This window comes from Bacillus cereus group sp. N14, from assembly GCF_016483555.1.
GTDB lineage: Bacteria > Bacillota > Bacilli > Bacillales > Bacillaceae_G > Bacillus_A > Bacillus_A wiedmannii.
This window is the reverse complement of the sequence record NZ_JAEHBQ010000011.1, coordinates 48,682-74,413: the sequence shown is the minus strand read 5'-3', so window position 1 is coordinate 74,413 and position 25,732 is coordinate 48,682. Positions and strand designations below refer to the sequence as shown.

Genomic DNA, 25,732 nt, shown 5'->3' with positions numbered 1-25,732 from the left:
TCTTACTAAGTCGATATAATTTTACGTTCTAATACTGGAGAAGTAGTCAATTACGAATTTACGAAATTGCTGAGCAGTTTTCGATAAGTAGCGTTTCTTCGACCAACTCAATCCGATAGTCCGCTCGCAATTGGGTTCAATAATACGTAACTTATTTAATGCTAAAGTAGAGTTTTTTAATAAAGTTAAACTTGGGACAAAGGCGATGCCGAGACCTTGCTTAATAAGGTCGCTAATCACGGTTGGTTCATCTACTTCAAAAGCGATATGTGGAGTGAAGCCAGCTTCTTTACAAAATTTATCCGTTAAGTGCCGAAATCCGTAACCAGTGTTCATACTAATAAATGGTTCGTCTTTTACTTCATGCAGATGGATACTTTCGCGTCCTGATAAACGATGACCTGAAGGGACAACTAAGAAAATTTCTTCTGTAATAAGTGGTTCCCACATAATTTCCTCGCCTTCAATTGGCACAGAAGAAATGCAAAAGTCAATTTCTATATTATCTAGTTGTCGCTTCATAGAAGGAGTAGATGCGAGAAATTGCTGGAATCGAACGTTAGGATGTTCTAGTAAAAAAGAGCCGAGTAGTTCTGGTAATATTCTCGGGATAGAAACTGCCAGTGTAATAGAGCTTTGTTGTAATTCAGCTAAATCTTTAATTTCTCTTTCGCCTTCACTTAATTCATGAAAAATGCGCTCTACTCGTTTTAAAAATACTTTTCCAAAAGAGTTTAATGTAATCTGTCGACCTTGGCGATCAAATAACGGGACGCCTAAGTCCTTTTCTAATCTAGCAATTGTTTTGCTAAGCGAAGGTTGTGCGATATGCAGTTCTTCAGCGGCTTTTGTCATATGTTCTAATCGTGCGACTGCCTGAAAGTATTTTAGTTGAAGAAGTTCCATTTTGACTCTCCTTTCTATAGACCAAAAGGAATGAATTGATAATTAAAGATGTATTATACAGTATGAAAATGGGCGTGTATAGTAAATCTGTTAAACCATTCGAAGGGTGTTAAATTAGGAGAAGGAGTATGTTTCATGAAGGGTATTAAACTTATATTTAAAGATTGGAAAGCGATGTGGCATCATAAACATGGACGTATCGCTTTAATTTTTTTATTAATCGTTCCGTTAATTTATTCAGGATTCTTTTTAGCTGGATATTGGGATCCGTACGGACGATTAGATAAATTACCTGTTGCAATTGTAAATTTAGATAAAGGTGCTGCGATGGATGAAAAAACAATTCATGCAGGAGAAGATTTTGTTAAAAATTTAAAAGAGAATAAGGAACTAGCTTTTCATTTCGTATCAGAAAAAAATGCTGATGAAGGGTTAAAAGAAGATAAGTATTATATGGTCGTTACGATTCCAGAGGATTTCTCTAAAAAGGTAAGTACACTTATGGATGAGAAACCAGAGCCAGCGCAGCTTCGGTACAAAGTAAATCCAGGTAAAAACTTTGTAGCAGCGCAAATTGGAACGACAGCTGTCGAAAATATGAAAACAAAAATCTCAAATAGTATTACGAAATCTTATACAGAAGGTGTCTTTTCAAAGTTTCAAGACTTAGCACAAGGATTGAGTGATGCAAGTAACGGTGCTGAGAAGCTGCATGAAGGAACGACAGATGCAAGAAATGGAGCAAATGAGCTTGCAGGTGGTATTCATCGTTTAAGTGACGGGACATCGAAATTGAAAGAGGGAAGTGACAAGCTTGCATCCAGCCAATCTGCCTTAACAGGGGGAGCAAATGAGCTGAGTCAAGGAGCAAACTCACTTTATAGTGGTATGGAGTTATTAGCGCAAGGTGAAAAAACATTACAATCAGGAGTTAGTGAATTAAGTGCTGGTACAAATGAATGGGTGAATGGAAGTGAGAAGCTTGCTGAAGGGCAAGTAAAAGCGGATGATGCAGCTAATAGTGTAAAACAACAATTAGAAGAGTACGTGAAAAGTCATCCGGAAGTGCAGCAAGATCCTGCTTTTCAAAAACTCGTTGCTACTTCTAACGGATTAGCTAAAGCAACAAACGCTTTAAATGGTGGCCAACAACAATTGACACAAGGTGCGAAGAAGCTTGCTGACGGTCAGAATAAGATTGAAGAAGGTATGAATACATTCGGAGTTAAGTTAAGCGAAGCTACTGCTGGAACGAAAAAGATAGCAGATGGTGCTGCGAATGTAGCTAATGGATTTACGAAGTGGGGAAATGGATTTACAACATTACAAGAAGGTGTAAATCACCTTGCGATTGGCGGAACAGAGCTGAATCATGGTGCTGATAAGTTAGCAGACGGACTTGTTAAACTTGACGATGGTGCGAAAGAACTTTCTACGAAATTAGGAGAGGGCGCAGAGAAGATAGCGGACGTTCGCAATGATGATACACGCAATACGATGTTCTCAGAGCCGGTTCAATTAGTGAAGTCGACAGTTTCTGATGTGCCTAATTACGGTTCAGGTATTGCACCATATTTTTTATCGCTTGCATTTTATGTTGGCGGAATTATGGCATCAAATATTTTACCTCTTGGTCGTAGACAAAATATGAAGGTAAGTGGAACGGTACATTTTATTAATAAACTAGGATTAGTATATTTAATTGGACTTATTCAAGCATTACTTGTAGATGTGGTTGTGCTAGGAGTTATGAAATTAGAAGTTGCAAGTGTGCCACTCTTTGTTTTATCAAGTATCGTTATTTCCTTTACGTTCATGACATTTATTCTTATGCTAGTAACGGTATTTGGTCTTGTTGGAAAGTTCTTAGCAGTAACGCTTCTCGTCCTGCAATTAGCGACGAGCGGGGGTACTTTCCCAGGAGAATTAAATATAGCTGTTCTTAGCAAAATTGGACAGTTTCTCCCAATGTCTCATTCTCTTAGAGGATTACAAGATGTTATCTCTTTAGGGGATTGGTCGCAATTACAAACGCAAATTTTAATATTGTTATGCTACCTCGTTGTTGCCGGCGGAATTGCTTGGATCACGAGTCATATACAGCATAAAGAAACGAATGTAGAACAAGTTTCTTAAAATGAAAGAAGCTATCCGTTTTTTTAGGATAGCTTCTTTTTTATTTACGCTCCATTACCGCAAAGTAATTGTTTTCATTATCAGCAAAGTTGAATGCTCTACCTGTAGGTAAATCTACAACTTGTCCAACTGTAACGTTTTTCTCAGAAAGATCTTTATACAGTTGATCTAAGTTGTTAGAGAAGAACATAAGTGAAGGTGTATGTAAGTTTAATTCAGGTTGCATCTTCGCAATTAACGCTTTATCGTGAAGGACGATGCTTGTGCCTCCTTCTTTCGTTGGTGCAATTTCAATCCAGCGAAAGCCTTGTCCGTTATTTTCTTCCGCAATAATTTGGAATCCTACTGTCTCAGTCCAAAATTGTACGGCTTCATCTTGATTATTTACATATAACATAATTTGTCCAATTTGATTAATCATAGGTGTGTCCTACTTTCTTTTCTTGTATGGAATTCTATTATATCAAAGATATGGTTTGAATACCTTTTCGTGATTTTTTCGAAGTACAATCTTAGCCCACTTCACATTTGTCGTCGGGGAAGGTCCTGTAATCCACGTATGAAATGGTAGCGTACTGCATATGACCATTGCTGAAATCGAGATTGTGGCTGTCATTGTAAATAATAATAGGCTATATAATATTGTGTTTTCTTGCAGTGTGAATAAAGAAAGAAACTTTGTACATAGTTGCAAGAAGAAAAAGTGAGCTAAATAAGCACCATACGTATAATTCCCGATAAATCGTAAAGCTTTATATAAGAAACCGCGTCTCTGTACAATTGTAATAGAAAGCACGTAAAGTATGATAATTTCGCATACGATATATAAAAACATAGACGGTTTTAAATAAGTCGAAACGGTTAAATGAATAGAGTTTGCGCCGTAAAAACTAAATAACTCATAATTGATGAATAGAAATAAGACGAAAAATAACATTGTTATAAGCGGGATATGCTTCATGACAAATAAACGCCATGTTTTTAGTGCGACAGCAGCGATTCCTCCCATGACGAAATAGAATGAGTAGAAGAAGAAGGAACGATCTGTATAATGTAAAATGGTTGAGCTAGTCAATTTCTCTCCATTAAAAATGTAGTGGGAAGAATACCACATTAAGAGGAAATATAGACAAGCAAAGATGGTCATATATTTATATATGTCTTTTTTATTTTCTGTTCGTTTTTGAAACCAATAAAATAGTGTGCATAGCAAAGGGAACAATAAGTGAATTTGGAACATCATAATAACGTACCAAAGATGGGGCGCGGCTGTTCCGAGTAATAAACTTTTGATTCCGCTTTGTAGTGTAATCATATCGTTTGTTGTTAATAAGTAAAGAATAGACCAGAAGAAATAAGGAATGAGTAAATGTGCGGCTTTTTCATAAATATATTCTGTGTAGGCCAGTTGCTTCGTATATTGCCGAATTAAGTGAAAGCCAACGATAAATATAAATGCAGGTGCCGAAAATTTTGCAAGGTTGAATAGCATGCCCATAATGAGGGATTGCTCAAGTAAGACATTTCCTTGATTCATTGTATATAATAACGAACTTTGCAAAACGACAGCAAGGAATGCAATGCTTTGCAAAACTTTAAATTCTGGTGCGCTTTGTGTCATTGTGTCCATCTCCTTTTCCATACATGATTATAGTACGGAGAATGGATGATAGGTGTGGAATATTTGTGAAGATTTTAACAAATTTGTGGCGGGAGGAGATATCAACGATTTTTCGGATATATCTGTTATAACTTCAAATATATCAACGATTTTTCGGATATATATATTATAACTTCAAATATATCAACGATTTTTTCAATATATCGACTTATCAACAAATAACGAAAAAAAGAGGATGCTCCAAACGAGCATCCTCTTTCTATTTATTAAGCAAATTTGTTTTTGATCCAGTTCTTACCTTCTACAAGGCGAGCTGTCATTACGGCACAAGCGTTATCTGCTGTTACGTTTAACATCGTTGCAGGAGGATCAATGATTGTACTAATTGCTGCGATAATTGGCAATGCTTCTGGCGGGAAGCCGTATAGAGAAACGATTAACATTTCACCAATCATACCACCACCTGGAATAGCGCCCATTACTGTTCCTACTAATAGAGAAACAACAAGTGCAATTGCTAATGTTTTCGGTCCTTCGAATTCCATGTTGAAAATACCGAATAAGAAAGCAATTTTTAATACGCCACCTAAAACAGATCCGTCTTTATGAAGTGTAGATCCAAGAAGGACAACTGTTTCACGAACGTCAGAAGAGATCCCCATTTTCTTCGTTGCTTCCAAGTTCGCTGGAATACTAGCAGCACTACTACAAGTTGCTAGTGATGTAACTGTAGGAGAGACCATGTTCTTCCAAAAAATTTGTACACCTTGCTTGCGACCCGCAAGGTATGCATAGAACGTGAAGAATACAAAGAAGTAAATTAGAGACGCTGGATAGTATACCATTGCTGCTCGGAAGTAAGTTCCAAGAAGTTGTGGTCCGAATTCACCAACTAATGCCGCGAAGTAAGCAGCGAGTCCGATTGGAGCGTAGTACATAATGAAAGATACAACTTTCATTGAAATTTCTGCACCAGCTTGTAAGAATGTAGCGAATGGCTTTCCTTTTTCACCAACTGCTGAAGTTGCAACCCCCATTAAAATAGAGAAGAAAATAAGAGCTAACATATTTTCACGAGATAGTAACTTTGAGAAGTCAGATACTGTTATAATACCAACAATTTGATCAGCAACACTAACAGCTTTGTCAGCCTTGTCAGGTTGTGTTAGTTCTAATACAACACCTTGTGCTGGCGGGAATACTTTCACGACAATAATCATAAAAATAGCAGCTAAAATACTTGTAAATAAGAAAGTCCCAGCCATACTAGACATAATTTTACCGAAACGTTTTAATCCATCCATATTAGCAATAGATGATGCGATGCTAAAGAACACTAACGGTACAACAATCGTAAACATTAAGTTTAAGAAAATGTCACCAAGCGGCTTTAAAGCAACTGCATCGGCACCCATGAAATAACCAATGAAACCACCAATTAGGATAGAAGATAATAAAATAAGTGGAAAGCGATATGCCTTCATAAATATATCCTCCTATCAATTAAAAAAATCATACTGAATTATTATAGCGAGTTAGAGTCCTCTTTACTAGGAGGATAATGATAGATGGAATAGCGTGAAAACCGAGAAATTTTTGTTTTTAAGCTCGGCATACAGCAGGAAATCTAGACATATATATTTGTAACCTAGTGGTGGCAAGGAATGCACCGTGGCTTAGGTTTAGAAAAAGGGGAGGGGAAAGGGATGAATATTTTACTTTGCTGTGCAGCGGGAATGTCTTCCAGTTTGATTGTTACAAAAATGGAGAAAGCAGCAGAGGCAAGAGGGATAGAGGTAAAGATTTGGGCTGTATCAGGTTCTGAAGTAAATAGTCACATAGATGAAGCTGATGTACTTTTACTTGGACCGCAAGTACGTTATTTATTACCGAAAATGAAAGAGTTATGTAAGGAGAAGGGAGTACCTGTGGATGTCATTCAATCTGTCCATTACGGGCTTTGTAATGGAGAAGCTATCTTACAAGCAGCTTTGTCAATGAAACCATGAGGAGAGTGGGATAGATGATACGGTTTTTAGAGAAATATGTAATGCCAGTAGCGGGAAAGGTTGCAGAACAGAGGCATTTGCAAGCAATTCGTGATGGAATTATTTTGACGATGCCGTTCTTAATTATTGGATCATTTTTCCTTATCATTAGTGCGCTACCAATACCAGGGTATAATGATTTTATGGCAGGGTTGTTTGGGGAGAATTGGCAGAGGGCTTTGGGGTATCCAGTTAGTGCAACTTTTAATATAATGGCTTTAATAGCTGTTTTTGGAATCGCTTACAGACTTGGGGAATATTATAAAGTGGATGCTTTAGCATCCGGGGCATTGTCGCTTGTGACGTTTTTACTTGCAACTCCCTTTCAAGTTGCATATATCATACCAAGCACGAAGGAAAGTGTAATTGTAGACGGAGCAATCCCAGCTGCATTAATGGGAAGCCAAGGACTGTTTGTGGCGATGATTATTGCAATTATATCTACTGAAATTTACCGATTTATTGTGCAGAAAAAGATGATTATAAAAATGCCTGAGACAGTTCCACCAGCAGTAACGCGTTCATTTGCAGCACTTATTCCGGGATTTATTGTTGTGACAGTTGTTTGGATCATTAGACTGATTTTTGAACAAACGACTTTCGGTAGTATTCATAATGTTGTAGGGAAGTTGCTGCAAGAGCCGCTTAGTGTACTGGGAGCTAGTCTTTGGGGTGCAGTAATTGCAGTTATCATTGTCCATGTTCTTTGGGCATGCGGAATTCATGGTGCTGCAATTGTTGGTGGTGTAATGAGCCCAATTTGGTTATCGTTAATGGATCAAAACCGAGTTGCTTTTCAAGCGGGTCAAGATGTACCGAATACGATTACCGCACAGTTTTTTGATTTATGGATTTATATGGGCGGTTCTGGTGCAACACTAGCTTTAGTTGTCGGAATGTTATTGTTTGCGCGAAGTCAGCAATTAAAAAGTATAGGCCGATTGTCGATTGCACCTGGTATTTTTAATATTAATGAAATGGTGACTTTCGGTATGCCAATTGTCATGAATCCACTTTTACTGATTCCATTTATAGTAGTTCCGGTTGTATTAACGATTGTTTCTTACTTTGCGATGGAATGGGGGCTAGTTGCCCGTCCGAGCGGAGCTGCTGTACCTTGGACGACACCGATTCTGTTTAGTGGATATTTGGGATCAGGCGGAAAAATTTCAGGTGTTATTTTGCAACTCGTTAACTTTGCACTAGCATTCTTCATTTATTTACCGTTCTTAAAAATATGGGATAAACAAAAGTTAGCGGAAGAAAAGGGGGAGTAAAGAACTAAAATGGATACGATAGAAACGAAGGCTTTTCACTTAATTTTGCATGGGGGAAATGCGAGAAGTTGTTCAATGGAAGCAATTGATTGCGCAAAGCGTGGAGAATTTACAGAAGCAGAAGCGAAATTACAAGAAGCGTTAGAGGAATTAAAAGAGGCGCACCGTGTACAAACGGAGCTCATACAGAAAGAAGCGGGTGGTGAAAAGACCGAAGTTACCCTTCTGATGGTGCACGCGCAAGATCATTTAATGAATGCAATTACGGTGAAGGAATTAGCGAGTGAATTTGTAGAATTATATAGGAAGATGTCAATATCTGAATAAACCTTGCGTATGCAAGGTTTTTTTATGTATGTTTCTGTACCATCAGTGGAATGTTCATTCCACTGATGGTATTTACAATCCTCCTTTTTACAAATGAGTAAGAGTGATATTTAATCGGTAGTAACAATTTCTCCTATACCACGAATTAGTTTTTTTATATGCATCTCATTTGGTTTTAATATACTTACGATATAATCAATCGCTATTTGCGGTTCAACGGTTGTACCGCATGTATAACAATCAATTGCTGCAAAGTTTTTTTCTGGATAAGTGTGAATAGAAAGGTGGCTTTCTGATAGCAAAATTAATACAGTAACGCCATAAGGCTGGAATTTTTTTTTACTTACGTTTAAAACGTGTGCACCAGATTGATCTGCAGCGGCAACTAAATGATGTTCTAAAAAGTAAATATCATCTAATAGGGGAGAATCCACTCCCCATAAATCTACTATTATATGCTTACCGAAAGTAGAATATTCCATAAGGTAGCACTCCTTACTATAATATCGTCAAAACTCCATTTCCTTTTTGTAGCATTGGTGTAGGATAAGATTCGATTCTGAGTTTAGAAGAGCGAGATTACGTTGTTCCAAATGTTCTTCTTTAAATTGAAATAAAGGAGAAAGAAGAGAGGGTAATGTTCGAGGAGATGGCACTACATATAATTGCTCAATTTGATCGAGTACATAGGCAGAATTAGCGGCAATATGAAATCCCCAGTCAGTTCCGAAAGAAGGAACGATTGTATGATAACTTTTCACAGTTAATCCAGCATGTTCAATTGTGTTACCGATACTCCAGTATACTAGAGGTGCATCAGCAGGGGAATTAGATTGACAGACGAACGCGCCGTCTTCTGTTAAGAATGTAGCTATACGAGCAAAAAGTTCGCTTGTATATAAAGTACTTAACAACTCTGTCGCTGGGTCTGGAAAATCAATAATGATTACATCGTATAAAGAGGAAGGAGAGCTTAAAAATTCTTTTGCATCACATACGTGTGTATTTACACGATTATCAAAAAATGCACTTTTGTTTAAAGAAACTAATTCAGGAACATTACGAGCCATATCAATCATCGATCCATCTAAGTCAACAAGGTCTACATGTAGTACAGTTTCATATTTTAAAACTTCTCGTAGGGCAAGACCATCGCCACCGCCTAATATGAGAACGCGTTTTGGATCAATTACTTTTGACATAATTGGATGTACAAGTGCTTCATGATAAATTTGCTCATCGACGGAACTAAATTGTAGTTGTTTGTCCAAATATAAACGGACATCGCTTACTTGTAACAAAGTAATATTTTGATAATTACTTTGTTCCGCAAATAAATTTGTATGTTCACCAGCTTGTATTTCCTTTAGAGAAATCTCATCCCACACATCTAAGTTGTGTGAATCTGTGGGTACTATGATTACATTTTCCGATTGTACTTGCTTGTCCTGTTTGTCCTGTTTGTCCTGTTTGTCTTGTTTGTCTTGTTTATCTTGTTTGTCTTGTTTATCTTGTTTATCTTGTTTGTCTTGTTTATCTTGTTTGTCCTGTTTGTCTTGTTTATCCTGTTTACCGTGCTTGTCCTGTTTGTTTTCTATTTCCTGCTGTTCTAGTTCAAATTTGTCAGAGTCTAATTCAGAACGTTTGTCTTTTTTATAGCTTGTTATTCTATAAATCTTTATTTTGCTTTGTTTTCTATGTTTTGGCATAGGAATCCCCTTTCGAATTGTGTTATTTTATTTTATTCTATGTAATTTAGTAGAGTTTGCTTGGACAATAGATAAGGGAGTGTGTTCAAGAGGAGTTTATTTTTAATAGATTTTCAAGCTAAAAAAATTTTTTAGTGTTTTTTTGTTTTAAACACAACTAGACAACTAAACACTAATCTATTTTCATACAGTTATGTATTAAAAGCGTGTTGTTTTATAACACACTGTGTGGTTTTTTGGTGACACACTAATTGAAAGCGTTAACACACAAAGAAAACAGTCGAAAAAGTGCTGATTTTAGTGGTTTTAAAAAGTTGGCACGCTAATTGCATTGATAAATAGCGTAAAGAAAAATAAATAAACATAAACTTTTTATACTACACAAGGGGGATTTTCAAATGAATATTTTATTATGTTGCTCAGCAGGGATGTCTACAAGTTTACTAGTTACAAAAATGGAAGCGGCTGCAAAAGCTCGCGGTCTAGAAGGAAAGATTTGGGCTGTATCTGGGGATGCAGTAAAAACGAATATCGATCAAGCAGATGTATTATTACTAGGACCACAAGTTCGTTACATGCTTTCTTCAATGAAAACGCTTGCTGATGAGAGAAACGTTGGAATCGACGTTATCAATCCAATGCACTACGGCATGATGAATGGAGAAGCAGTTTTAGATCACGCATTAACACTTAAAAAATAATTAGGGGGGAAGCGAAATGCAAAAATTTATTGCATTTATGGAGAAATATATTGTTCCTGTCGCTGGTAAAATCGGATCGCAACGTCACTTAGCTGCGATCCGTGATGGATTTATTGCAGTTATGCCACTTATTTTAGTTGGTGCACTGGCATCACTAATTAATGGTTTTCCGTCTGACGCTTTCCAAGATTTCATGAAAGGTTTGTTTGGTGAAACGTGGAAACAAGTTGGCGGTGGAATGTGGACTGGTTCTTTCGCAATTCTAGCACTAATCATAGCATTTACAACAAGTTATAACTTAGCAAAATCTTACGGCGTTGATGGTTTGTCAGCAGGTATTATTTCATTTGGTGCGTTAATTATTCTTACGCCAACAACACCGAAAGAAGGCGGATTGAACTTAGCTTGGACAGGTGCACAAGGGTTATTCGTAGCAATTATCGTGGCACTCCTTGTTACTGAGGTATTCCGTTTCTTTGTACAAAGAAATATTACTTTTAAAATGCCTGATGGAGTACCACCAGCAGTTTTAAGATCTTTCGCAGCTATAGTTCCAGCATTTGTTATCTTAACAGTAGTTGCAGGTATTCAATTAGCAGTGAAATTAGCTGGTACAAGTGTTCATGAATTTATCTTTAATACGATTCAATCACCACTGCAAAGTTTAGCAGGGACATTACCAAGTGCAATTGTCATTGTACTCCTTGTTCATCTTCTTTGGTTCTTCGGCTTACATGGTCCAAATATCGTTGGTGGTATTATTGAGCCATTATACTTACCGGCATTAGAGAAAAATATGAATTTATTCAAAGGTGGTACATCTGCATTTGATGTTCCAAACATTATTACAAAACCATTCTTTGATACTTTCGTATATCTTGGTGGTTCTGGTGCAACATTAGCGTTCTTAGTGGTCGTATTACTCGTAGCAAAAAGTGCACAATTACGCGGTGTATCTCGTCTATCAATTGGTCCAGGTGCATTCAACATTAACGAACCAGTAATCTTTGGTACACCAATTATTTTAAATCCAATTTTATTCTTACCGTTTATCTTAACACCAATTGTATTAGTAATTACTTCTTATACAGCTATATCTATTGGTTGGGTACCAAAAACCGTTGTGATGATTCCATGGGCAACACCACCAATTATTAGTGGTTATCTTGTAACAGGTGGACATATTTCTGGTGCGATTCTACAGTTATTCAACTTTGTAATTGCAATGGTAATCTATTATCCATTCGTTGTGTTATGTGACCGTTCAGTTGTTCGTACTGAAAAAGCAGCAGCGCAAGGAAATAACAACTCTGTACCTATGTAACATAGTAATTGTTCTCACAGACAAATTGTCTGTGAGAACAATTACCTTTATATCATGTTCAGAAAGATGAGACCCATCTTCAAGAACACCAAACTATCATTCATAAATTAATATTTTAATAGAAATGTTCAAACTGAAGGGGTATTTAAGTCGGTTGAACCATAATAGAGAGGGCGGTAATTATGATGACTACAGCAGAACAAATTCCATTCCAATTAATTTTAAATAGTGGTAATGCACGAAGCTTTGCAATGGAGGCACTTCAATTTGCCAAACAGGGGAAAATGGCAGAAGCAGATGAAGCGATGGTAAAGGCGAAAGAAGCGATTAATGAAGCGCATCATTTCCAAACAGAGCTCATACAATCAGAAGCAAGAGGAGAAAAAACAGAGGTTAGTGTTCTGTTAATTCATGCACAAGATCATTTAATGAATGCGATTACAGTAAAAGAATTAGCAGCAGAATTTATTGACCTTTATAAAAAGTTAGAAGCGAAAGGGGAATAAAGCATGACTGGAATTAAAATTGCTACAATCGGCGGTGGATCTAGTTATACACCAGAGTTAATTGAAGGATTTATTAAACGTTATGATGAGCTTCCTGTTCGTGAAATTTGGTTAGTAGATATTGAGGCAGGAAAAGAGAAGTTAGAAATCGTTGGTAACTTAGCGAAACGTATGGTGAAAAAATCTGGTTTACCAATCGAGGTTCATTTAACACTCGATCGCCGCGAAGCATTAAAAGATGCTGATTTCGTAACTACGCAGCTTCGTGTAGGGTTATTAGAAGCTCGTGCAAAAGATGAAGCAATCCCATTAAAATATGATGTAATCGGTCAGGAAACGAATGGTCCTGGTGGTTTATTCAAAGCATTGAGAACGATTCCTGTTATTTTAGATATTTGTAAGGATATGGAGGAGCTTTGTCCAAATGCATGGTTAATTAACTTCGCGAATCCAGCAGGTATGGTAACAGAAGCTGTCCTTCGTTATACAAATATTCAAAGAGTAGTTGGTCTATGTAACGTTCCAATCGGAATCCGTATGGGTCTTGCGAGATTACTTGAAGTAGATGCAAGTCGTGTACACGTTGACTTCGCAGGTTTAAACCATATGGTATACGGACTAGATGTATATTTAGATGGCGTAAGTGTAATGGATCGTGTGTTAGAGCTTGTAACAGATCCAGAGAAGCAAATTACGATGGAAAATATTGCAGCGCTTAACTGGGAGCCAGACTTTATTCGCGGTCTTCGTGCAATTCCATGTCCATACCATCGTTATTACTACAAAACACGTGAAATGTTAGAAGAAGAGAAAGAAGCTTCAGTTGAAAAAGGTACACGTGCAGAAGTAGTAAAACAATTAGAAGATGATTTATTCGAGTTATACAAAGACCCGAACTTAGATATTAAACCACCACAATTAGAAAAACGTGGCGGCGCTTATTATAGTGACGCAGCATGTAGCTTAATTACGTCTATTTACAATAATAAAGGTGATATCCAGCCTGTTAATACACGAAACAACGGAACAATTGCAAGCTTACCACATGATTCTGCTGTTGAAGTGAACTGTATTATTACGAAAGAAGGTCCAAAACCAATTGCGGTCGGAGATCTTCCCGTACCAGTTCGCGGTTTAGTACAACAAATTAAATCATTTGAGCGCACAACAATTGAAGCTGCTGTTACAGGAGATTATCATAAAGCGCTGCTTGCTATGACAATTAATCCACTTGTACCATCAGATAAAGTTGCAAAACAAATTTTAGATGAAATGTTGGAAGCACATAAAGAATATCTTCCGCAGTTCTTCAAAAAGGTAGAGAAATAAAGCGGCGCTATTTAGCCCGCTTTTTTTATTCTATTAGGAGGTATTACGATGATTAAGTTAATTGTAAATGCAGATGATTTCGGTCTTACTGAGGGTACAAATTATGGCATTATTGATGGACATATAAATGGACTTGTAAATTCAACGACGATGATGATGAATATGCCAGGAACAGAGCATGCGGTACGCTTAGCGAAAGAGTATAAAACGTTAGGGGTAGGAGTACATCTCGTATTAACGGCAGGGAAACCGCTTCTTGGAGACGTACCATCACTTGTAAATAGCGATGGGTTGTTTCATAAACAAAGCATCGTATGGGAAGGGAAGCTAAGTCCCGAAGAAGTTGAGAGAGAATGGACTGCTCAAATTGAGAAATTCTTATCTTACGGATTAACACCGACCCATTTAGATAGTCATCATCACGTACATGGATTGCCAATTTTGCACGATGTTCTTGAGAGATTAGCTGCTACATATAATGTTCCAATTCGTCGTTGTGAGGAAGAGCGAGCAGTACGCCCATTTTCTGACGTGTTTTACAGTGATTTTTACGCAGATGGTGTGACGGAAGATTACTTCGTGAAGTTAAAAGGAAGAGTACAAGGTGAACAAACGGTAGAAATTATGGTTCATCCAGCTTATATTGATCCAGAGCTTGTGAAGCGTTCTTCTTACGTAATGGATCGTGTGAAAGAATTACGTATTTTAACAGAGAGCGAGTTGCCTGAAGGAATAGAGCTTGTGAAGTTTTAATAGAAAAACGACGGCTATAGAATGCCGTCGTTTTTTATTTACAAAATGGATAAAATATATCCGCCAAAGGCTCCAAGTATAACGATAACCCAAGGTGGTGTTTTCCAAAAAGCGAGCAAGCAAAATAGAAGAGATGCAAAAACAAAATCTACAGCGTTCATAATTGTGCTTGTCCAAATAGGGTCATAAAAAGCTGCTAGTAAAATACCGACAACGGCTGCATTGACTCCAAGTAGTGCACCTTGTATATAAGAGGTTTTTCTCACACTGTCCCAAAATGGTAAAACACCAATAACGAGCAAGAAGGCAGGAAGAAAGATCGCAATTGTTGCGAGTATTGCCCCAAGCGTCCCGTTTAACATAGCTCCTATATAAGAAGCGAATGTAAATAGTGGACCTGGTACGGCTTGTGTTAATCCGTATCCAGCTAGGAACTGTTCTTTCGTCATCATTCCGTTTTGTACGAACTCACCTTCAAGAAGGGGTAGCACGACGTGTCCGCCTCCAAATACAAGTGCGCCAGAGCGATAGAAACTATCAAATAAAGCGATGTAATATGAGAACGGTCTTAATATTGGTAGCAACAGTAATAGTCCGAAGAATAAGATGAGACAAGAAACTGCTATCGTTTTTGAAATAGGTACTTTTATATTTTGAGATTGGCTAATTGGTTGGTTGCGATATAAAAACCAGCCGATAAAGCCAGATATTATAATGAGAATGACTTGTGTCCAGCTGTTTGGCCATAGTAAGGCGATTGCGGCAGTTACGATAGCAATCGTCGCACGATTTCGGTCTGGCGTTAATTTTTGTGCCATTCCCCATATGGCATGAGCGACAATGGCGACTGCTACAAGTTTTAGTCCATGAATCCAGCCAGCACTTCCAAGATCGAACTGATTAAGGAATGAGGCGAAGAAAACTAAAACAAGCACAGACGGTAAAGTGAATCCAATCCATGAAATAATAGCTCCTAATAGTCCGCCCCTTAATAATCCAACCCCCATACCGACTTGACTGCTAGCAGGACCAGGAAGGAATTGACATAGTGCTACTAAGTCTCCATAGCTTCGTTCATCCATCCATTTTCTTTTTTGCACGTATTCATGGTGGAAATAGCCGAGATGGGCGACAGGACCACCAAATGAAGTAAGTCCTAATTTAAATGAGACGAGAAAAATCTCTAATAATGTGTGGAAAGTGTATTTGTTATTTTCCAAAATGACCTCCTAGAATGTTTTTCTAAGTGCATTATACAAGAGATAGTAAAGCGAAAGGAACGATTCTAATGTAAAGATTGTGTGAATCTTTTCTTCGGAATTAAAGCTTGAAAAAGTCATAAATGATTATGTATAAACCATAAAGTAGTAGAAGTAGTGCTGGGAAATTTATATGAGGAGAATGCCCGTATGACAACACGTTTCTTTGCGAGGTTAACAGGGAAGAGGGAAATACCTCCTGTAAATACAGAAGCTTATGGTGTAACAGAGTTTATATTTAGTGATGATTTAAAGAAATTACAATATCGGATCATATTGAAAAACATCGAAAAAGTTACATCATGCCAAATTCATTTAGGAAAAGCGGATCAAATCGGTCCAGTGGTTTTAAATTTGTTTGGTCCAATAAAGCAAGGTATTAGTGTAAATGAAGGAGTCGTGACCGGTGTAGTCAATGTGGAAGATTTTGAAGGGCCTTTACAAGGGAGAGCGTTTGATAGCTTACTTCAAGAAATCATTCAGGCAAATGTATATGTAAATGTTTATACGAAGTCGAATAAGAAGGGCGAAATCAGGGGGAGAATCAGAAAAGTAAAGAAGTAGAAAAAAGGCTGTCCATTTTGGAACAGCCTTTTTTTCTATAAGGTGCAAATTTTAGCGGTTATTGTCGGTAAATCGATATATTGTGAAAATCGCTAATATAATTCGCGTTACGGTCGATATATTTAAAACACTGCTTCGATTAATTTTTTACAGGCTGGTTTTTAATGAAGAAGTCCATGATATAAAACACTTCATCATCAGGGATTTGTATTTCAAATGTATTTTCAATTGGTTGTAATGCTTTTTTCACTTTCATATACATCCAGTACTCATCTTGTCTTCGTTTCTCTTTATCTGGATGAGGGAGGAGACTTTCTCCTTTTTGAAGACGGTCAACCATACAGCTCATATGCAGAATCACACCCATTAAGCTGTCAGGAGTTAGCTGTAAGGAAATTAATTCTTGAATTGTATTTAATGCGTAACGAATTGTTTTAATAAGTAATGCTCCGTCGTTCCGCTGCATTTGTTGTTCCAGAATATCAGCCATTTTTGCATATGTTTCTTCATACGTAATTAATTCTTGAATTGGCTGAATCGCTGTGTAGTTTACAATGTCTTGGAAATGGTATGTTAAGCATGGCACCTGCACATCGAAATTTGTGACGATACAAATGATATTCCGCTCTTTTTTTATGTTCTCAATCATTTTCGTTAAATCTTTTTCATGGACGATACTAATCGGAATAATTTCAATTAATTCCTTGTCAAATCGCAAATAGTTCTCTAACATTTTTTGAATAGCTAAAGCACTGCCTTCCCCAGTTAAACAAGCTGTTAAAATAACAGACTTCATTGGTGATAGTGGCTTTTTCTTTTCTTCTTGTACGTTTAAGTAAAACGGTGTTAAGTTCTTCACTGTCTCATACAATGCATCTAACGAGTAGCCAAGTTGAGCTTTTCGAGCTGCTTCTAGTGCATGTGGAGTGCTTGTCATGGAAAGAACACGTACCGGAATTTTGAACTCAGTTTCTAATATATCACCAATATAAGCGAGTGAGCCCATATCGACGAGTAAGAGAAGTCCATTTACATTTTGGAGTGTTTTCATATACACTTTCACACGCTCTAAGAAATCTTTCGGCGATTCATGTAACGGCATATCGATACCGGTTACTTCCTCAATGCCGAGCAGTTCGTTTGCGACGTTTGCCATTTCTGTTGCGATGCCGTTGCCGTGCGCTAATATTAATACTTTTACTTCTGTTTGTGAGGCAGGAATTGGATCAACAACGAAGAACATTGTTAAAAAGCCTGCTTCATCAATAGGCATTGTTATTTGTAATTCGTCCTCCAGTAGTTGAATGCATTGCATAGCTACGGAAAAAGCGTCTTTATATTTCGTACGAATTTGATTTAATTGTGGGTGATGAATTTGTTTCCCAGCTTGCAAACGTTGTAGAGTTGTCTGTACATGTAAGCTTAAAGCGAGAAATACTTTTTCATCAAACGTCTTAGATAAATGCTTTTCAGCAAGTTCCGCAATTCTTTCACATACGGAAACGATATTACGATCCACAATTTTAAAAACATTTTCATGACTTGTTTTTTTAGAAATTTGGTTAAAATATTGTACGAAAAAGCTTTGAATATCATTTTCTATTAGTAATTCTAATTCGTCTTCTTCAATACCGCGAGCTTGAAGTTCTTCGTATTTATAATCAATATAATCGTAAATAGAAGACCGTTTTTCATTCTCAATTTTATGATTACTCCAACCTTCATCACCTGTAAATATAAATGTTTCATTTGGTATTTGGTATAGATGACGGCTCTTTCTTTCAATGAATAACCCTTCTTTCATATACCAAGGTAAATCTGTACTTGAAACATAGACAGAGTCACGTTTCTTTGTCACAAGGTCAGAATAGGCTTTCGCACAGGCAATTTGTACATCCGTTTTTAATTGCCCGATGTTATTGGGGCAATTGTAAAAGACGAAAGCGCGCATTGCATTCGGGCTAACGTGAATTTCTTTTCGCAGACGGATTGCTTCATTTGTGAAAAATAGTTGCAGTAAAGCAAATCGTTCTTTATGTGTACGCTCACGAAGTGGTGGCAGCGTAACAGTCATTGGTATACGTCTTGTAAATGTTTTTAATAAAAATGAATTTGGTTCTTCTGTTGTTGCAGTAATGATTAATACTTGTGCTTTACGCTCGTTTTCTGTTTCTCCAAGGCGGCGGTATACCCCGCGGTCAATAAAGGTGAAAAGCATTTCTTGTCCCTCTGGAGGAAGGCGATGTACTTCATCTAAGAAAAGGATCCCTTCATGTGCTTTTTCAATTAACCCTTTTTGATCACTTGCCCCTGTATAAGCTCCTTTTTTAATTCCAAATAACTGCCCCAGTAGTAGCTGTGGATTATTTGCGTAATCGGCACAGTTAAAGACGATAAATGGTGCATTTTTAGGAAGCTGTTCAACTTCAATTGCATATTCGTGCATTAAAGAAGCGAACATAGATTTTCCGACCCCTGTTTCTCCTAGCAGTAAAGTATGCATACCGTTTGGAGGATAGAGAATAGAAGCTTTCGCTTTTTCGATTGCGATTTTAAGGCTTGTATTTTCAATTGCAAATGTATCTAATGAAGTCATTTCCTTTGAATGCGTTTCCAACGAAGCGTTCGTTTCTATATAAAAACGAACAGGACGCGTATTTGTTTTTAATAAACGTTTATCTTTTACAAGTTTGTTTAAGTCGCTACTTACATTGGCACGATCTAGTTGCAACAGGGTAGCTAGTTCTGATGCGGTTACACCTTCTATATAATTGCCTTCTTGTATTGCGTTAAAAATGAGATCTATTCGTTTCATTTCTATTCACCTCGAAACTTCATCACTATTTAAAATTTTACACAAAAATGGGAAGGGTGGGAAGAGAAAAATAAAACAGCTTTAGCAAATAGGCACTAAAGCTGTTACAATCTTGTGTCTTTCCAAAAGTTCACTTCGAGGTGAGAAGATGGATTATAGGGAAGAAGTTTGTATCCTTGTGACTGTAAGTAATCAATTACTTTAGGCAGTATTTGTACGGTTACACTCGAATCATGCATTAAAATCACTTCGACTTGTTCATCGCTCTGATTACGTACTCTTTCTAGTATGGCAGAAGGATTGTCATAGCTTTTCCAGTCATATGTATCGATTGTCCAATCCCACATTTTATACTGGGCGGATACAAGTGCATCACGGTAATTCTTTTTTAAGTAAGGCATACTACCATACGGGACGCGAACGAGATGTGTATTTAATTTTGTAACTTGCTGAACAATGTTTTGTGTTTGTTCCATTTCTGTAATTAAAGCGGATGGATCACCAGTGTAAAGGCGTTTTACATCGTGTGACATACTGTGAAGTCCGATATAATGCCCCTCTTGAATTAATCGTTGCATTGTTTTTTTATAATGTGGTACTTTTCCACCAATAACAAAGAAAGTTGCTTTTCCGTTCTTTTCCTTTAAGATGTTTAAAATTTGCGTAGTATATTTGTTTGGTCCGTCATCAAATGTTAAGTACGCGATTTTTTGGATAGGAGAGGTAGTTTCAGTATTTGGATGATGTTCAGCAGGGGTCATTGTAGTTGCTCCTGCATGAGATGACGCGTACATAGTAATTGTTAAAAATAAAATAACGTATTGAAATACTCGCTTGATCATAACATTCACCCTCAGTTTGACAATCAAGATGTAAAAAAGAAAATATAATCCTTTTCTTATTATGTATATCTTTCTCCAATAGTGGAGCTCTCAAACAATCTATATTTTGGAAATATAAAATGATGAATAAAAAATAGCATCCTCTTATAAGAAAGAGGATGCTATTTGAATATTTCATAATTGTAAAGGCTATACTACAATTAGTCTTCGCGTTTTTTCACTTTTTTATAAAAGGAAATAAGTGGTTTGTAACGGTCGTGTACAAGACCGATTACTTCAGCGACTATTTCAGTAAAGAAAATTAAAGCAAACAGAAGAATCATTGATATCCATAGCGTCGCTTTAGTGAAAAAAATAGCATTTACACTAAAAAAAATACCAAATGCATAAATGATGAGCACCGTCGTACGATGAGAGAATCCCATTGCTAGGAGACGGTGATGTAAATGAGATTTATCTGGTGCTGAAATTGGTTTTTTATTTACAATACGACGAATAATCGCAAAAGTTGTATCAAATATAGGTACACCTAAAATGATAATTGGAACAAGGAAACTAAATAGCGTTACACTTTTGTATAATCCCAATAAAGATAGGATGGAAATACAATAACCTAAAAATAGGGCGCCGGTATCTCCCATGAAAATCTTTGCTGGATGGAAATTATAGAATAAAAATCCAAGCGTACTTGCAAGTGCGATAAGTGCTAATGGCAAGATAATAACTGCACCAGTACCCATAGGGCTGGTGAGGGCCATGTAAGCCAATGTTGCTAGAACGATTGATGAAATTCCAGCGGATAATCCATCTAAACCATCAATTAAGTTGATGGCATTTGTAATGCCTACAATCCAAAAAACTGTAATTGGATATGCGAGCCATCCAAGTTCAGTATCCCCGATAATTGGTATATATAGTACCTGTACTAATAATCCACTTTTTACAATTAATATAGCAACTAATAGCTGGCCACCAAATTTTACTTTTGCTGATAATTCATACATATCATCTAAAATCCCAATGATAATGATGATGATAGCGCCTAAGCTTATTGATAACATTCTTTGTTCGTATAACCCACCAACAACAAAACCTACAGCTACACCGATAAAAATTGCTAATCCGCCAAGACGGGGCATGATTTTTTGGTGTACTTTACGCGCGTTTGGTTTATCTGTTGCTCCTATCTTAAATGCTAATTTAATAACGAAAGGAGTAACGCCGAGTACAGTGATAAAGGATGCCAAAATGGCATAAATCACCTGTGAGTCCATTAATACCCCACCTTTTATATTTAAACGTAATTTTTAGATGTTTTTTCTGAAAATTTAGATGATTATTTACAGGCTCATAACATATGGTATCACAAAAAGATTAGAATTCAATCTTTTTTTCTTTGTGTGGTAAATGGAAGCGGATAGAATATATGACAATTGTATACAGAATGTTGAATCATTTGAGAAGGTTAATCGTATTGGGCTTTGGAATATGACATTTTCTCTTTTTCTTCGATAGTGAATACTTTTATTTCAGTATTATAAGTGTTACACGTAGAAATGAGTAAGTTCCGTGTTAAAATGTGGGAATTTATCCGCATGAACGGGCAGTAAGGTTCGCACCTCAAAATTCAGTTGGAGAAAAGAAGTTAGGTGGGGATCTTAATTCCTGTAAAAGCCTGATTGGTTTAACTAATAATTAGTCGATGACGGATGACCCTTACTGAATAAAGTTTCATTTTATATTCTTACATGTAATTTTACAAAAACTTAAAAAAGAATGGAAAAAGTAATTCATATAATAAAGAAGTAAAAGAGTTTTCTCATTTTTAATGTGAGAGGGGGAAGCACAGGGAGAATTCTATGTATTCGTATATTTTCTATTGTATATTCCTGTGCGAAAAGGAAATGAAAATTACGATAATAGGCACCGGATACGTTGGATTAATTACAGGAGTAGGACTGGCAATGTTAGGCCATTCAGTCACATGTTTTGATATAAATGATGAGAAAATTGAACGGATAAAGCAAGGAGATCTGCCTATTTATGAAGCGGGTTTATATGAATTAATAAATGATGCATGTGAGAATGATTGTTTAACTTTTACAACAAGTAGAGTAAAAGCATTTTACGATGCAGAATTTATATTTATTGCAGTTGGAACGCCGTCTTTATTAGATGGGACAGCGGATTTAACATATATTCGAAGTGCTTGTGACGATATTGGAACATATGCGACGAATGACATTATTGTCGTTACGAAAAGTACGGTTCCTGTAGGTACAAATGATGTTATGAGGGGATGGATTGAGGAGAAATTACAAAATAGATATGAATTACATATCGTATCGAATCCGGAATTTTTACGGGAAGGTTCAGGGATTTACGATTTTTTTCAGGGAGATCGTATTGTAATTGGAGCAGATAATGAGGAAGCGGCACGAAAAGTGGAGAATTTGTATAGTGAATTACGCTTAAAAACGTATGTTACAAATATAAAAAGTGCAGAGATGATTAAATATGCATCGAATGCTTTTTTAGCGACAAAAATTAGTTTTATCAATGAAATTTCAAATATATGTGAGAAGGTAGGAGCCAATGTATTAGACGTTGCACAAGGGATGGGAATGGATAAGAGAATTGGGGCGTCTTTTTTAAATGCGGGCATTGGTTATGGGGGTTCTTGTTTTCCGAAAGATACGAAAGCGCTTGTGCAAATTGCAGGGAATGTTTCTCATGATTTTCGTTTGTTGAAAGCGGTTATTGAAGTGAATAATAAACAACAGTTGTTATTGGTTGAGAAAGCGAAAAAAGTAATAAATATGAACAAGAAGCGGATTGCTGTGCTGGGAGCGGCATTTAAACCGAATACGGATGATATAAGAGATGCACCGTCCCTTATTATGATACAAGAATTAATTCATATAGGTGCGAATGTAGTTCTATATGATCCAAAGGCGATTCACAATATGAAAAATATCTTTGGGGAAACTATAGAATATAGCGAATGTATAGATGAATCGATTAGAGGAGCGAGTGCGGCTTTTATCATAACAGAATGGGAAGCAATCAGAGCTTATCCGTTAGAAAAGTACGCACAACTTATGAGAGAACCTATTTTATTCGATGGAAGAAATTGTTATACTATTGAGGGTGTCAAAGAGCAAGGGATAGATTATTATTCGGTTGGAAGAGAAAGTATTTGTAAGAGAGACTTTTCCGTTATTCGTTAAAAAGGTATGTATTCATGTATATTCTTATATGTCATAATAGAATTTGTAACTAGTGAAAGAAAAGAGGCAATGAAATGACTGAACGTTTAAAAGTAATGACAATTTTCGGGACACGTCCAGAAGCAATTAAAATGGCACCTCTTGTGTTAGAGTTGCAAAAACATCCAGAAAAAATTGAGTCGATTGTGACTGTAACAGCGCAACATCGTCAAATGTTAGACCAAGTATTAAGTATCTTTGGAATTACGCCAGATTTCGATTTAAATATTATGAAAGACCGCCAAACTTTAATTGATATTACAACGCGTGGTTTAGAAGGTTTGGATAAAGTAATGAAAGAAGCAAAGCCGGATATTGTACTTGTACATGGTGATACAACGACAACATTTATTGCAAGTTTAGCTGCTTTCTACAATCAAATTCCAGTAGGGCATGTTGAAGCAGGACTTCGTACATGGGATAAATATTCTCCATACCCAGAAGAGATGAATCGCCAATTAACAGGCGTCATGGCAGATCTTCATTTCTCACCTACAACAAAATCAGCAACGAACTTACAGAAAGAAAATAAAGATGAGTCACGCATTTTCATAACAGGAAATACAGCAATTGACGCACTAAAAACGACTGTAAAAGAAACATATAGTCATCCTGTACTAGAGAAACTTGGAAACGATCGTCTTGTACTTATGACAGCTCACCGCCGTGAAAACTTAGGAGAGCCAATGCGTAATATGTTCCGTGCAATTAAACGTCTTGTTGATAAGCATGAAGACGTACAAGTTGTGTATCCGGTTCATATGAACCCAGTTGTTCGTGAAACAGCGAATGATATTTTAGGCGATCATAGCCGCATTCATTTAATTGAGCCGCTAGATGTAATTGATTTCCACAATGTTGCAGCTCGTTCATACTTAATGTTAACTGATTCTGGTGGGGTACAAGAGGAAGCGCCGTCACTTGGTGTACCGGTTCTTGTTCTTCGTGATACAACAGAGCGCCCAGAAGGTATTGAAGCAGGTACATTGAAATTAGCAGGAACAGACGAAGAGACAATCTTTGGTCTTGCTGATGAGTTATTATCAGATAAAGAAGCTCATGATAAGATGTCAAAAGCATCTAATCCTTACGGTGATGGCCGTGCATCAGAGCGCATTGTTGAAGCAATTTTACAACACTTTAATAAGTAAATAAAAAAGAGCCAAATCATATGCGATTTGGCTCTTTTTGTTATTGCTGATTTCTCATAATCCACTCTGCATGAGCATTCGTAGAAGGAGGTGGTTCAGTTGGTGTTTTGTTCTGATTCTGATTCGTTTCTTTCTTTGCCTTTTCGTCAGAGTTAGAATTTGAAGAAGGGTTTGATTCGGTTTTTGTCGTTGAATTGTCTTGCGTGTTTGCTGTTTCTCCTAATTCTTTTTTTATTTCGTTACGTACTGCCTCAACACCGTTTGGATCCGGAAGGAAGTAATAAATACCACCTATTTTTTTGTCTTCTCCTTCAAGCTTGAACGTTTGTATTGTAGAAGGATCAAACCCAGATAGTTTATTGTAAAGTGCAAGTCCGTCAGAAATAGGAATGTCAGTTTTTATATATTTTCCAACGACTGCTGTTAAATCTTTAATTTTAAATACGGTAGAGGCTGAATTTAGTTTTTGAGCAACAGCGGCTAGTAATTGTCTTTGTCTAGCGGCCCGACCATAATCGCCGTTTGGATCCTGCTTTCGCATACGTACGTATGCGAGTGCTTCTTCCCCATTTAAGTCTTGTTGTCCTTGCTTAAATTCGATTTTTTTGTAGTAATCCACGTCTGAACGCTCCCAAAAATCGAATGGGACATCAACAGTAACACCGCCAACAGCATCAACAATTCCTTTAAAGCCTTGGAAATCAATTTTAATATAATGGTCTACAGGAACTTTTAGAAAACCTTCGATAGTTTTGATTGCCATTTCTTCTCCGCCGTAAGCGTGCGCAGCGTTAATTTTGTCCTCTTTGTTCTTACCAACAATTGGAACGCGACTATCACGAGGGATACTCATAAGCGAAATCTTTTTAGTTTTAGGATTGACGGTCGCAAACATTAATGAATCTGTACGACCGTTTTGACCGTCCGTTGCATAATCTTCTATACCCATAATGAGGAGTGTAAAAGGCTCCTTTGTAATTTCTACATCTTCGGTTCTCAAGTCCGATTTTTGACGAGTAAAACCACTATACATCCCCATGAGAGAAGAGTAGGAATTTAATATATAAAGTCCTACACCACCAAATAAAAATACGAAAATAAGGAAGTAGAAAAACTTTCTTCTTCGTTTCTTTTTTATTCTGCTATTTTGGAGATGATAATAACGTTCTTCCATATATAATCTCCTTAGTTCATT

The 25,732-nt window shown here is 36.9% G+C and carries 23 protein-coding genes; 12 read left to right on the top strand and 11 right to left on the bottom strand.

What is annotated here, in order from left to right; all coding sequences use genetic code 11:
• Positions 1 to 21 precede the first annotated feature (21 nt).
• Positions 22 to 906: a LysR family transcriptional regulator gene (locus JDS82_RS16795; RefSeq protein ID WP_000421893.1), complete on the bottom strand. Its 885-nt coding sequence runs from the start codon at positions 904 to 906 to the stop codon at positions 22 to 24.
• A 135-nt stretch (positions 907 to 1,041) separates the two neighbouring features.
• Between JDS82_RS16795 and JDS82_RS16790 the strand changes: the two genes are divergently transcribed.
• Positions 1,042 to 3,042, top strand: coding sequence for a YhgE/Pip family protein (locus JDS82_RS16790; protein WP_064473140.1), 2,001 nt, complete (start codon positions 1,042 to 1,044; stop codon positions 3,040 to 3,042).
• A 40-nt stretch (positions 3,043 to 3,082) separates the two neighbouring features.
• Here the strand turns inward: JDS82_RS16790 and JDS82_RS16785 are convergent, their stop codons facing one another.
• The 3 genes from JDS82_RS16785 to JDS82_RS16775 all read right to left on the bottom strand — a co-directional run bounded on the left by JDS82_RS16785 (position 3,083) and on the right by JDS82_RS16775 (position 6,147).
• A complete protein-coding gene (locus JDS82_RS16785) occupies positions 3,083 to 3,463 on the bottom strand; it encodes a VOC family protein (RefSeq protein ID WP_048542560.1) in 381 nt (126 codons plus the stop codon).
• Positions 3,464 to 3,505: 42 nt separating this feature from the next.
• Complete coding sequence (locus tag JDS82_RS16780) at positions 3,506 to 4,663, bottom strand: acyltransferase (RefSeq protein ID WP_199713614.1); 1,158 nt, start codon at positions 4,661 to 4,663, stop codon at positions 3,506 to 3,508.
• 266 nt (positions 4,664 to 4,929) lie between these two features.
• Entirely contained in the window at positions 4,930 to 6,147 is a 1,218-nt protein-coding gene (locus JDS82_RS16775) for a dicarboxylate/amino acid:cation symporter (RefSeq protein WP_000649364.1), read from the bottom strand.
• Between the two features lie 222 nt (positions 6,148 to 6,369).
• Between JDS82_RS16775 and JDS82_RS16770 the strand changes: the two genes are divergently transcribed.
• The 3 genes from JDS82_RS16770 to JDS82_RS16760 are packed head-to-tail and all read left to right on the top strand — an operon-like array spanning position 6,370 to position 8,315.
• Entirely contained in the window at positions 6,370 to 6,672 is a 303-nt protein-coding gene (locus tag JDS82_RS16770) for a PTS sugar transporter subunit IIB (RefSeq protein ID WP_001023539.1), read from the top strand.
• Positions 6,673 to 6,686: 14 nt separating this feature from the next.
• Positions 6,687 to 7,988 (top strand): PTS cellobiose transporter subunit IIC, encoded by a 1,302-nt coding sequence (celB, locus tag JDS82_RS16765; protein ID WP_000617779.1) that lies wholly within the window; start codon positions 6,687 to 6,689, stop codon positions 7,986 to 7,988.
• 9 nt (positions 7,989 to 7,997) lie between these two features.
• Entirely contained in the window at positions 7,998 to 8,315 is a 318-nt protein-coding gene (locus JDS82_RS16760; RefSeq protein ID WP_064470706.1) for a PTS sugar transporter subunit IIA, read from the top strand.
• 110 nt (positions 8,316 to 8,425) lie between these two features.
• Here JDS82_RS16760 and speD read toward each other — a convergent pair whose 3' ends face one another.
• Positions 8,426 to 8,797, bottom strand: coding sequence for an adenosylmethionine decarboxylase (speD, locus tag JDS82_RS16755; RefSeq protein WP_074651559.1), 372 nt, complete (start codon positions 8,795 to 8,797; stop codon positions 8,426 to 8,428).
• A 27-nt stretch (positions 8,798 to 8,824) separates the two neighbouring features.
• A complete protein-coding gene (locus tag JDS82_RS16750) occupies positions 8,825 to 10,024 on the bottom strand; it encodes a polyamine aminopropyltransferase (protein WP_199713613.1) in 1,200 nt (399 codons plus the stop codon).
• 398 nt (positions 10,025 to 10,422) lie between these two features.
• On the opposite strand from JDS82_RS16750, the gene JDS82_RS16745 reads away from it, so the two are divergent.
• The 5 genes from JDS82_RS16745 to chbG all read left to right on the top strand — a co-directional run bounded on the left by JDS82_RS16745 (position 10,423) and on the right by chbG (position 14,637).
• Positions 10,423 to 10,725 (top strand): PTS sugar transporter subunit IIB, encoded by a 303-nt coding sequence (locus tag JDS82_RS16745; RefSeq protein ID WP_001023569.1) that lies wholly within the window; start codon positions 10,423 to 10,425, stop codon positions 10,723 to 10,725.
• Between the two features lie 16 nt (positions 10,726 to 10,741).
• Entirely contained in the window at positions 10,742 to 12,049 is a 1,308-nt protein-coding gene (gene celB, locus JDS82_RS16740; protein WP_199713612.1) for a PTS cellobiose transporter subunit IIC, read from the top strand.
• A 182-nt stretch (positions 12,050 to 12,231) separates the two neighbouring features.
• Complete coding sequence (locus JDS82_RS16735; RefSeq protein ID WP_000989055.1) at positions 12,232 to 12,555, top strand: PTS lactose/cellobiose transporter subunit IIA; 324 nt, start codon at positions 12,232 to 12,234, stop codon at positions 12,553 to 12,555.
• 3 nt (positions 12,556 to 12,558) lie between these two features.
• Positions 12,559 to 13,884, top strand: coding sequence for a 6-phospho-beta-glucosidase (gene celF, locus JDS82_RS16730; protein ID WP_000145757.1), 1,326 nt, complete (start codon positions 12,559 to 12,561; stop codon positions 13,882 to 13,884).
• A 48-nt stretch (positions 13,885 to 13,932) separates the two neighbouring features.
• Positions 13,933 to 14,637 carry a chitin disaccharide deacetylase gene (chbG, locus tag JDS82_RS16725; RefSeq protein WP_000593474.1) on the top strand — a complete coding sequence of 235 codons (705 nt, stop codon included), beginning with the start codon at positions 13,933 to 13,935 and terminating at the stop codon, positions 14,635 to 14,637.
• A gap of 38 nt (positions 14,638 to 14,675) precedes the next feature.
• Here chbG and JDS82_RS16720 read toward each other — a convergent pair whose 3' ends face one another.
• Complete coding sequence (locus JDS82_RS16720) at positions 14,676 to 15,857, bottom strand: chromate transporter (protein ID WP_000429775.1); 1,182 nt, start codon at positions 15,855 to 15,857, stop codon at positions 14,676 to 14,678.
• A 189-nt stretch (positions 15,858 to 16,046) separates the two neighbouring features.
• On the opposite strand from JDS82_RS16720, the gene exsM reads away from it, so the two are divergent.
• On the top strand, positions 16,047 to 16,460 hold the full coding sequence (gene exsM, locus JDS82_RS16715) for an exosporium regulatory protein ExsM (protein ID WP_000213117.1): 414 nt from the start codon (positions 16,047 to 16,049) through the stop codon (positions 16,458 to 16,460).
• 139 nt (positions 16,461 to 16,599) lie between these two features.
• On the opposite strand, the gene JDS82_RS16710 is transcribed toward exsM, so the two are convergent.
• From JDS82_RS16710 to JDS82_RS16700, 3 genes are all read right to left on the bottom strand, one after another.
• On the bottom strand, positions 16,600 to 19,275 hold the full coding sequence (locus JDS82_RS16710) for a sigma-54-dependent transcriptional regulator (RefSeq protein WP_199713611.1): 2,676 nt from the start codon (positions 19,273 to 19,275) through the stop codon (positions 16,600 to 16,602).
• Between the two features lie 104 nt (positions 19,276 to 19,379).
• Positions 19,380 to 20,117: a polysaccharide deacetylase family protein gene (locus tag JDS82_RS16705; RefSeq protein WP_199713610.1), complete on the bottom strand. Its 738-nt coding sequence runs from the start codon at positions 20,115 to 20,117 to the stop codon at positions 19,380 to 19,382.
• A gap of 200 nt (positions 20,118 to 20,317) precedes the next feature.
• Entirely contained in the window at positions 20,318 to 21,391 is a 1,074-nt protein-coding gene (locus JDS82_RS16700) for a glycosyltransferase family 4 protein (protein ID WP_000378302.1), read from the bottom strand.
• Between the two features lie 585 nt (positions 21,392 to 21,976).
• Between JDS82_RS16700 and JDS82_RS16695 the strand changes: the two genes are divergently transcribed.
• Both JDS82_RS16695 and wecB read left to right on the top strand, forming a co-directional pair.
• Complete coding sequence (locus JDS82_RS16695) at positions 21,977 to 23,347, top strand: UDP-glucose dehydrogenase family protein (RefSeq protein ID WP_199713609.1); 1,371 nt, start codon at positions 21,977 to 21,979, stop codon at positions 23,345 to 23,347.
• Positions 23,348 to 23,421: 74 nt separating this feature from the next.
• Positions 23,422 to 24,537: a non-hydrolyzing UDP-N-acetylglucosamine 2-epimerase gene (gene wecB, locus JDS82_RS16690; protein ID WP_000140139.1), complete on the top strand. Its 1,116-nt coding sequence runs from the start codon at positions 23,422 to 23,424 to the stop codon at positions 24,535 to 24,537.
• A 40-nt stretch (positions 24,538 to 24,577) separates the two neighbouring features.
• Here wecB and JDS82_RS16685 read toward each other — a convergent pair whose 3' ends face one another.
• Entirely contained in the window at positions 24,578 to 25,711 is a 1,134-nt protein-coding gene (locus tag JDS82_RS16685; protein WP_199713608.1) for an LCP family protein, read from the bottom strand.
• Between the last annotated feature and the right edge of the window lie 21 nt (positions 25,712 to 25,732).